Origin of the sequence: uncultured Planktosalinus sp. (assembly GCF_963973675.1) — a bacterium.
Classification (GTDB): domain Bacteria; phylum Bacteroidota; class Bacteroidia; order Flavobacteriales; family Flavobacteriaceae; genus Planktosalinus.
The window spans coordinates 1-9,218 of the sequence record NZ_CAXBAN010000062.1; the positions used below are offsets into that span (position 1 = coordinate 1).

The following is a 9,218-nucleotide window of genomic DNA, read 5'->3' on the forward strand; positions in this document are numbered from 1 at the left end:
TTGTTGAAATAAATGCAGTGAAAGTAGCAATATAAGCGCCCATCATATTGCCAATATGAGTCAAATACCAATGATAAGCTTTGTTTGGTCGCACGACAAAGGACTTTAAGTTGGTATAAGAGATTAAGAGTCCCCCCAATCCAAATCCAATAGAAAGTAGTGCTCCATTCGATAGATATCCTTTGGAAATTCCATAATAAATTCCTAAACCAATAAAAACCATATTGGCGACTCCATTTAAAATTCCGGCGATCCAATCAATTTTTTCGGGGTGTTGGTTTTTATGAATTTTCTTGAGCTTTAGTATACGAATACCTGCAAACACACTGTAATAACTTAGAAAAGCAATAAGAAATAAAAACCGATTGAACCGATAACCTGCCACAATAATTCCAGTTATAAAAACAGCGGTCATTGCCCAAAAATAAATTTTTCCCGATTTTCGGTGCAAGTAGTCACCTTTCCCACTAAAAATGGCTATGGCTCCGGTAAAGAGTGCAATACTCCCCACAACAATATGAAGATAAAGAGTGTATTGGATTATTTGTTGCATTCATTTGAATTTTTAATGCCGCAAAATTGCTGGTTATTATTAACCTAACTCCTTTAAAATAATGATTTGGTAAGAACTGACATCTATTTGGTAAGAACGGGCAATCTATAAAAAGCTAAGGTTTCAGGAATCCTGTATCCTTTTTAAAAGTGCATCTGACTGTTGTCGGGAAACCGGTATAGGTTCTGAAATATGGTTTAAATGAAGTTCGAGATTTCGGGCATTTCCACTCACTTTTTGTAAATGTTCTAAATTTACAAGATATCGTTTATGGCACCTGAAAAACATGGTATCGGGTAATTGAGACTCAATAGCTTTTAAGCTGTTTCTTACCAGTTCCATCTGTATTTCCCGCTTGTCCAGAAAAAAAACTTCTATATAGTTGCCATCAGATTTTGTATAAATGAATTGGTGAGGCTCCAGTTGTAAAGCTAATTTTTGATTTTCTGCCATTATAATGATCTTGGGTATAGACATTGATTTTGGTTTTGTCTCTTTCAAAAGCAACTGTTCATTCAGCTTAAGTGCTTCTTTATGTTTAATTTTTTGATAATGGTATTGTTCAAAAATCACGAGAAAAGAAACCGGTAAAAAACCAATTAAAAAGGTACGTATAAAAACCAATTGTAGGAGCTTCCACAAATTTTGTTGCGGATTGAGAAGTAAAAAAAGTATTGTCAAAAAAAACATTATAATTGCAAGAACAAAAAGAATTAATAAGATTTCTTTTCCTACAGTCCAATTTTCTTCAATGACAGATGAAAAATAAGTTTTTAGAATACTTACAATCAAGAATATAGATAGTGAAACCACCACAGCAAATAAAACACTCCAAAAGAGTGTTTGCGCGGTTGAGAATGTTTGAAACTCAAAGGGACGAAATAGGAGTAAAATCAACAGTGTGAATACAAAAGGAATTAACACACTAAAGCGATTGAAGATAAATGGATGCGGTTGTTTGAGTAGTTGAATCATCAAAAGCAAATTTAACCTTTTACATGGTTCTAATCAAAATTATTGAAATCATCAATAGACCAAGTTAATTAATTATGACGATTATGAACTTTTAGCAATAAAAACGATAATCCTATCAAAGCTTTCCACAGGAAAACACAAGTAAATAATAGATTATGAATAGCTTAATACCTCCATTTATTAGCCAATGCCACCAAACTCAACATTACAGGCACTTCTACTAAAACGCCCACAACAGTAACCAAGGCTGCTGGGCTTTGAAGTCCAAAAAGGGCAATAGCTACCGCTACGGCCAGTTCAAAAAAATTGCTGGTGCCAATCATTGCTGCAGGAGAACAAATCGCATGAGGCAACTTGAGCTTTTTTCCGCCAAACCAGGTGATAAAGAAAATAAAGTAAGATTGAATAATCAGTGGTACAGCAATCAGTAAAATAATCAAGGGATTATTCAGGATGTTGGTACCTTGAAAAGCAAACAATAAAACCAATGTAAGTAGTAAGGCTAAAATACTCATAGGTTTTAAGCGTGGTAGAAATGTTGTTTTAAACCATTCTTCACCGTATTTTTTAACAAGTATTTTGTTTGTAATGACACCCGCCACCAAAGGAATCACTACAAAAATCAATACCGAAGCTACCAGTGTGTTGTAGGGAATAGTAATATCTGTAATTCCAAGCAACAACCCCACAAGAGGCACAAAAGCAACTAGAATAATCAGGTCATTGATTGAAACTTGAACAAGAGTATAATTGGGGTCACCATCTGTTAGATAAGACCACACAAAAACCATGGCTGTACAAGGTGCGACGCCAAGCAAAATGGCTCCGGCAATGTATTCTCCAGCCAATTCGGGTTCAATCCAGGCGGAGTAGAGGTGTTCAAAAAAAATCCACGCGAATAAGGCCATGGTAAAGGGCTTGATTAACCAATTGACAACCAGTGTTAGAATGAGTCCTTTAGGTGCTTTGCCCACATTTTTAATACTGCTAAAATCAATTTGCAACATCATAGGATAAATCATTAGCCAAATTAAAATTGCGATCGGAATATTGACATTATAGATTTCAAGGTCTGCCAAAAATTGCATGCGCTCTCCAGAGATTTGACCGATGCCTATTCCGACAGCAATACACAATACCACCCATAAGCTTAGGTAGCGTTCAAAAAATGGGATTTGCTTCTTAACTTCATTCATTTTTCAGTGATTTTCGAGAATACATAAAATAATTCTGTAGCAATTTGAATACTGCGTTCGAAGTATTGTACAGCTTGTTGGGGGGTGTTGTCAAAAGCTTTTGGATCCTCAAAAGTAATGGGAATACGTTTTTCGGCACCGGCAATAAAAGGACAACCTTCGTTGGCCTGGGAGCAGGTCATGATGGCTGCAAAACCGGAAAGAGGATTAAAAGGATGATTATAGGTTTTTGAAAACCCGATAACCGGATGGGAGTTTTCATTAAAGGCGATAGCATAAACAGGATTCTTTCCTTCTGAAAGAGTTGTGATTTCAAAACCCTGTTCTCGTAAGGTCTTACCAACAAAAGGAAACATAGCAGTTGACTCAGTACCACCAGAATAAACAGTCACTCCTGGAATTTTAAAATATGTTGCTAAAGTCTGAGCCCAAACTTGTGATAAATGACTCCTGCGTGAATTGTGGGTACAGATAAAATTCAAACGGACATCTTTATTTTGTTGGACTTTGTTTTGAATATAATCTGCAAGTGTTTGTAAATTTTCTTTTCTTTCGTTTGTAATAGAATTGATGTCAAGAGATTTTATTGTGGCTTTAATTTTTGGAAAAACAGAATTTTTCATAGGTTATAATTTAGCAAATAGAACAATTAGGTGGATTAAAGCCTTTAAATAGTTCGGTAAACATTGCTTTAATTTCGTTCCATTTTTCCGGATTGATACAATAGTTTACAGACACACCTTCAACAGTTCCTTGAATGATACCTACATTTTTGAGTTCTTTTAAATGCTGACTAATAGTGGCTTGAGCCAGACCTAAATCACCAACCAGTGTAGTATTGCAACACGTTTCAGATTTCAACAAAAATTGAATGATTGCTATCCGGGCAGGATGTGCCAGCACTCTGGCATAAGCAGCTAGTTCATTTTGAGTAGTGCTGAATAAAGCAGACTTTGTTACACCCATATTTTTATTTGTTTAATTTGAAAAATAAATACATTGCAATATTACGATAAAATCAAAATATATAAAAGTATTCTGAATTTATAATTTTCTGAAATTAATAAAGGATTCTTAAAAGGAGGGTTAATTAAAAATTAAAATACCAATTGATTGAGGTCCAAAAACTATGCCTTGGGTCACTAATAAAAAGAGAGTCAAACCTATAGTCTAATCCAAACTCAAATTTATTTTGTTCGTTTAGAGTGTACCCAAGCAACGGCACAACTCTTAATTCAAGTTCATAATCTGAACTTTGAAATTTATTAAGAAGTTCAAAATTGGTTTTGATGTAGAATTCTTTTGGGTCAACAGTTTGCCCATTTAAAGGCACTTCAGGAGTAATCCTATATCTAAACCTGAACTCAGGACTTTGATTCGATGAAAAGGTTTGATCAGCTGCAAATCTATGAGCAAGTCTGTATCCTGTTTTACTTTTAACAATTGAAAACTGTTGAATTGTTCTGTGTATGGCTTCTCCATTTCGAAGCCTAATTAAATATCCACCGGCAACTCTTGAGTTGAGTCCAACTTTTTTAGCCGCAATAAGTGAAATATCGGTAAGAAGGTATTCAAATTCTTTATTGTGATTTCCTTTGAAATCACCATTTTGAATCAGTAGTCGTGATTCTGTTTTAAAATTCACCGACCAGTCTTTTTCTAGTTTTTTGTTTAAACTAATTGACGGTAATACGCCAAACTGATAAGTACTTTGTGAATTTGATTGTTTGGGTATTATTAAACAAAAAAAAACTATTATGAAAGTAACAAATTTAATATTCAAGGTTATTTGATTTTTTAAAAATTATTTTACTAGTATTAATTAGTTGACCTTCATCACTGAAAAGAAATTCAAACTGTTCTGATTTATTTTCTTTTACACACTTTGCAACAAGTTCGTATTTAATATCGAAACTTTCTTGAGTTTCTTCTTGTTTAAGAACTGATATCAACACATTTTGATCACCTGAAAATTGCTTTTGAATTTTAAATATTTTATGTGTTTCACAAATATTGTTTAGTGTTGATTCAATGGCTTTCTTTATCTTCGTTTTCAGGTCTTTGAATTTAATTTCAATTTCAACATCTTCAATAATTCCCAGCGTGTCAAATTCAACACTGTACCATTTTCTGTTCATTTTGAATTTTGCTTCTATACTGGTAGTTTCAAGTCCATATTCAATATACCATTTAACTTTCCCTGAAATTTGTGCTTCTTCAATAAAGTTCAGAGCAGTTTTCGGAACATCTTTAGACTTTAAACGACTTTCTTTTTCAAATTTCTCCTGGCCCTGTATATTTGTTGAAACAATTCCAATGAGAATGATAATTAAGAACTTATTTAATTTTAGATTCATAATGTAAGATTAGTTTAATTCAATCTTGAAAATTACTTCAATTGAATCAATCCAATTTATGCTTAACATTAAGAATTTGTAAATATATTTTTAAATTTAAAATATTGCAACTTAAAGAAAGTTCAATTTTAAAAAAAAAACTTTTTGACAGGTGTAAAAGAGTTTTTTGATTAATTACTTTCCGATACAATATTTAACTATCCCTATATTCATTGGTGTTGTAGCATTTGGGCAACAAATGGGAAACAAAAAACACAAAATAAGAGAAGATTAGCAACAAACATTAATAATGTTAATTACAAATATAGCATAAAAAAAACCACTCATAAAGAGTGGTTTTCATACATAAAACACCAAGCATTAATTAGCTGTTCCAGAGCCTAAATAAGTACTGTTTGATACTTGACTACCATCGGCAGTGATAAATGCCATAAATAGCTCCACTGTATCTCCTGCGTAGGTTGTTGGGATAGCAACAATTTGAGTTCCTACTGTTCTGTCTGTTCCATCAGTTAAAGAAATAGATTCTTTCTTTGATGGATTGTAAACCAATAACATTGCTTTATCGGTAGCGTTTGCATTACCTTCAGCAGAGTTATCATCCCAGTTAAAAGTTACTTCTCCCGCAGTTGTAAGATCAGTAGTAGGGTTTAAAGCAGTCGATAAACCTCCTCTACTTACCAAAGCGTTAGCATAATCTACATTGAAGTTTGGCTCAACTCCACCAATAGCATTATTTAACACATACGACATTGCAGCATTAAATGCTGTTTTCTTCACTGCTAAAAACTTATATCCTTTCTGGATAAAAGGTTTAACAGCTTGAATAAATTCTAAAGTCACTGTAAACTTATTTCTTTGGTTTACCTGACCTACAGTTCTTGGATTCGCCACACTTGAAGGTTTAATTCTAATGTAGTCAATTCCTTTCCAGCTTCCACCGATAATGTTTCCAACCTTACCTGAAAGCCCTCCTAAAATACCTTGAGCAATTTTACCCATAACATAAATGATTTAAATGAAACTTACTTTTCTTCGGACTTGGTACGGACTTAACACGAAGCTGTACCTTCCGCTGAAATATATGGCAAGTTTTATGCTATTCTTTCAATATGGATTTTGTTGCTTTAGATTGCTTCTTTTTGCATCAGAAATAAAAAAAACAATATTTTTTTTACAAAGAAAAAGAGAAAAAAGAAAGCAGTTCAATTGATGGCGTGGACATACTGTCAAGTTTTTTGGAAAAAATATTGCTACACAAAAAGGCTACAGAAGGATATGCCAAAAGACAGGTGCAAAATTTTTTTCAAAACCCGTAGGGCTTGAACTTTATAGTATGATAGCGGTGGATGTAGGAAGGCATCTAACTTTGCAACCTTTTTGCTTCTTCCTTATCTAAATATGGATGTTTAAGGCGTTCGTACATTAATTGTCTGAATGGTAAAGTTTCTTCGGTTGGATAAGTATTAAAGTAATTATACATTGCAATTGCCATATGCTTTGTAAAACGATTATATTTTTTAATTGGAACGAAATAAAGGCCATTCAAATGTTCAAATTTATAAAGGATGCCTTGTAAGGCTAAATTATTGTTCTTCAATTTATAAGCTAAATAGAAACTATTATTTGATAAAGCTACCTCATCAATATATTTGAAATTTTCTGCAATAAAGTCTAAATCCAAGTTTTTCCTAAACTTCCAATAGCGACCATTCTTTTTTTTGTGAATCAACTTATCCTCTGCTTCTTCAGATGTAGTAATCGTATTTAAAATAAATTTGTGCTTCTTTAATTTACCAAGATTGGTTTTTGATTCAATTATTAAATTTAAAATGCTTTGGTTATAGAAAGCGTCAAATCGTTTTAGGAATAGGAAAAATCGAAATGCTGAAATAACGAAAATAAAATCCCTTCGTTTAGCTCCTGATTCATTAATGTTATCATTCGTAAAATGAATATTAAATTCTTTCCTTTTATTATCAAAGCCTATTGATAAATGTTCTCCTTCTTTTAATGTTGGTGCATTAAAAATGAAACCATTTTCATCAGTATAATTAAAACGCAGATATAGTTTTTTTAAATCATCAATCATTCTACAAAGTTACTATTTATTCTTTCGAGCAGGTAATCTAAAAGGCGCGAGCCGGCTGCGAGATGAGCAAGGGTGTTGTGGTAATAGCACGTTGCATTTTTTTTGCATAAGTGCGTACCACAGCAACGGTTTACCGCAAGGGTGGCGGATTTTTTGATTCTTATATTATATCAGAAGGGTTTTTATTGGTAGTTCAAAATAGTAATGTTTAGGCAAGTGCAAGGATTGAAGGAAGCAATGGAAGGTTTGGGAATAGTTTTCATTTAAGGTTTGCCGTATTTGACACGAAGTAATGAAGTTGAGGAAATGCCGTATTTGAAGGAAATTATGATTTGAATTTACTTGAAGGCAAACCGTAATGTAGAAACTATTGTGTGGTGGATGGAATTGCTGACTGAATGAGTTGCTCTTGTGTACTACTTGCGAAATAGGATAATCCGCAGTATTCATTGAAGTTTAAGTTTTCTGAAAAATCAAGATTTAAAATGCAATACTCACATATGTTTAATTTTACTGCGGTTATCTTATTTGCAATCTTGGGAAGTTCAAAAAATGTGACACCCGTAAACCTACATATTTAAACTAATCAAATAATAATTTATAGATTCAATTTAATAAAAAATCAACATTCTAATTGAAGCTATATTTTATGTAGGTTTTGCCCGAAGCGACCCGCAGGCTCGCATAACATTAAGTAGCGGTTGCCCCTTAATAATTTTTAACAGCACAACGTGCTGACCTTATTGGGATTTTAAGGGGCAAAAGTAGCTACGGGTGAGGAAGGCGAGTAATGTGTGAAATAAAACAAATAAATAGTACCAACGAGGACGTGTCGCCGCAGTGGTACTATTTATGGTATATGCAAGCCCTTTTAACTTGAGAGCTTTTTGATTGTGAGATTGCTTCGATTACTACGTAATGACGATATATAAACAAACTGGCTTGCAGATATGTTTTATGGAACTAAATGGAACAACTGACGAACACCTTATTACCTGCTCACGGATTATGATGTCATTACTAATTCTATTTTAATTACCTAATTCCAATTCATCCGTTGTAATCTAACTGCATTTAATATTGCTAATAATGCTACACCTACGTCTGCAAATACAGCTTCCCACATTGTTGCTAAACCACCTGCACCTAAAATCAATACAATTACTTTTACTCCAAATGCTAAAATGATGTTTTGCCATACAATTTTGCGAGTGGAACGACTAATTTTAATCGCCTTTACCACTTTTGAAGGTTGGTCTGTTTGAATGATAACATCTGCTGTTTCAATAGCGACATCACTTCCTAAACCACCCATTGCTATTCCTACATCACTTGCTGCTAAAACTGGTGCGTCATTAATACCATCACCTATAAAAGCAATTTTATTTTCAGGATTTTGTTTTAAAAGTTCAACTTCATTTAATTTATCTTCTGGTAACAAACCTCCTTTAGCCTTTTCAATATTTAATTCTCTTGCTACTTGTTGGGTAATGGAATCCTTATCTCCAGAAAGCATCATTATATTATTAATACCAACTTTATGTAAGGCTGTAATTGTTTCTTTTGCATCGTCTTTTAATTCATCTGCAATGACAACATAACCTGCAAATTCATTGTCTATAGATACTAATACTATAGATTCTACAATAGTTTCTGTTTCCTCTAAAACTTTAATATTATTTGCTGTCATTAGGGCTTTATTACCAACTAAAACAGTCTTACCATTTACAATACCTTTTAACCCTTTTCCTGCTATTTCAGATACTTCAGAAGCCTCATAATCTTCGCCTACTGCTTTATATTCTAAAATGGCTTTTGCGATTGGATGTGTGGATTGTTCTTCCATCGCCATCAGGTACTTCATAAACTCTTTTTCATCCCAACCAATTGCTTTGATTTCTTTTATTTTGAAAACACCTTTAGTAACCGTTCCTGTTTTATCCATCACCAACGTGTTTATCTTGGTCATTGCATCTAAAAAGGAAGCACCTTTAAATAAAATTCCGTTTTTTGAAGCTGCTCCCAATCCTCCGAAATAACCCAAC

General features: G+C 33.3%; 10 protein-coding genes. All 10 read right to left on the reverse strand.

All coding sequences use genetic code 11. The annotated features are described in order from the left end of the window. Positions 1 to 553: hypothetical protein (locus AACY61_RS03920; protein ID WP_339610285.1), on the reverse strand; the 553-nt coding region annotated here is incomplete at its 3' end. 123 nt (positions 554 to 676) lie between these two features. Next, on the reverse strand, positions 677 to 1,528 hold the full coding sequence (locus tag AACY61_RS03925) for a LytTR family DNA-binding domain-containing protein (protein ID WP_339610286.1): 852 nt from the start codon (positions 1,526 to 1,528) through the stop codon (positions 677 to 679). 164 nt (positions 1,529 to 1,692) lie between these two features. Continuing rightward, positions 1,693 to 2,724 (reverse strand): ACR3 family arsenite efflux transporter, encoded by a 1,032-nt coding sequence (arsB, locus tag AACY61_RS03930; RefSeq protein ID WP_339610287.1) that lies wholly within the window; start codon positions 2,722 to 2,724, stop codon positions 1,693 to 1,695. Continuing rightward, entirely contained in the window at positions 2,721 to 3,347 is a 627-nt protein-coding gene (locus AACY61_RS03935) for a protein-tyrosine-phosphatase (protein ID WP_339610288.1), read from the reverse strand. The genes arsB and AACY61_RS03935 overlap by 4 nt, the downstream gene beginning before the upstream one ends. A gap of 10 nt (positions 3,348 to 3,357) precedes the next feature. Then, entirely contained in the window at positions 3,358 to 3,690 is a 333-nt protein-coding gene (locus AACY61_RS03940; RefSeq protein WP_339610289.1) for a metalloregulator ArsR/SmtB family transcription factor, read from the reverse strand. Between the two features lie 124 nt (positions 3,691 to 3,814). Further along, a complete protein-coding gene (locus AACY61_RS03945; protein WP_339610290.1) occupies positions 3,815 to 4,507 on the reverse strand; it encodes a DUF2490 domain-containing protein in 693 nt (230 codons plus the stop codon). Beyond that, complete coding sequence (locus AACY61_RS03950) at positions 4,497 to 5,081, reverse strand: hypothetical protein (RefSeq protein WP_339610291.1); 585 nt, start codon at positions 5,079 to 5,081, stop codon at positions 4,497 to 4,499. Before AACY61_RS03950 ends, AACY61_RS03945 begins: the two co-directional genes overlap by 11 nt. A 360-nt stretch (positions 5,082 to 5,441) precedes the next feature. Beyond that, on the reverse strand, positions 5,442 to 6,083 hold the full coding sequence (locus tag AACY61_RS03955; protein WP_092208454.1) for a DUF6266 family protein: 642 nt from the start codon (positions 6,081 to 6,083) through the stop codon (positions 5,442 to 5,444). 361 nt (positions 6,084 to 6,444) lie between these two features. Continuing rightward, positions 6,445 to 7,173, reverse strand: coding sequence for a hypothetical protein (locus AACY61_RS03960; protein WP_339610292.1), 729 nt, complete (start codon positions 7,171 to 7,173; stop codon positions 6,445 to 6,447). A 1,039-nt stretch (positions 7,174 to 8,212) separates the two neighbouring features. Then, positions 8,213 to 9,218, reverse strand: a 1,006-nt coding sequence (locus AACY61_RS03965) for an HAD-IC family P-type ATPase (RefSeq protein WP_339610293.1), incomplete at its 5' end; no start/stop codon positions are given.

Bases quoted from the DNA above. Each gene is read 5' to 3' on its own strand.
- AACY61_RS03925 (WP_339610286.1), bottom strand. From the start codon at position 1,528: ATGATTCAACTACTCAAACAACCGCATCCATTTATCTTCAATCGCTTT.
- arsB (WP_339610287.1), bottom strand. From the start codon at position 2,724: ATGAATGAAGTTAAGAAGCAAATCCCATTTTTTGAACGCTACCTAAGC.
- AACY61_RS03935 (WP_339610288.1), bottom strand. From the start codon at position 3,347: ATGAAAAATTCTGTTTTTCCAAAAATTAAAGCCACAATAAAATCTCTT.
- AACY61_RS03940 (WP_339610289.1), bottom strand. From the start codon at position 3,690: ATGGGTGTAACAAAGTCTGCTTTATTCAGCACTACTCAAAATGAACTA.
- AACY61_RS03950 (WP_339610291.1), bottom strand. From the start codon at position 5,081: ATGAATCTAAAATTAAATAAGTTCTTAATTATCATTCTCATTGGAATT.
- AACY61_RS03955 (WP_092208454.1), bottom strand. From the start codon at position 6,083: ATGGGTAAAATTGCTCAAGGTATTTTAGGAGGGCTTTCAGGTAAGGTT.
- AACY61_RS03960 (WP_339610292.1), bottom strand. From the start codon at position 7,173: ATGATTGATGATTTAAAAAAACTATATCTGCGTTTTAATTATACTGAT.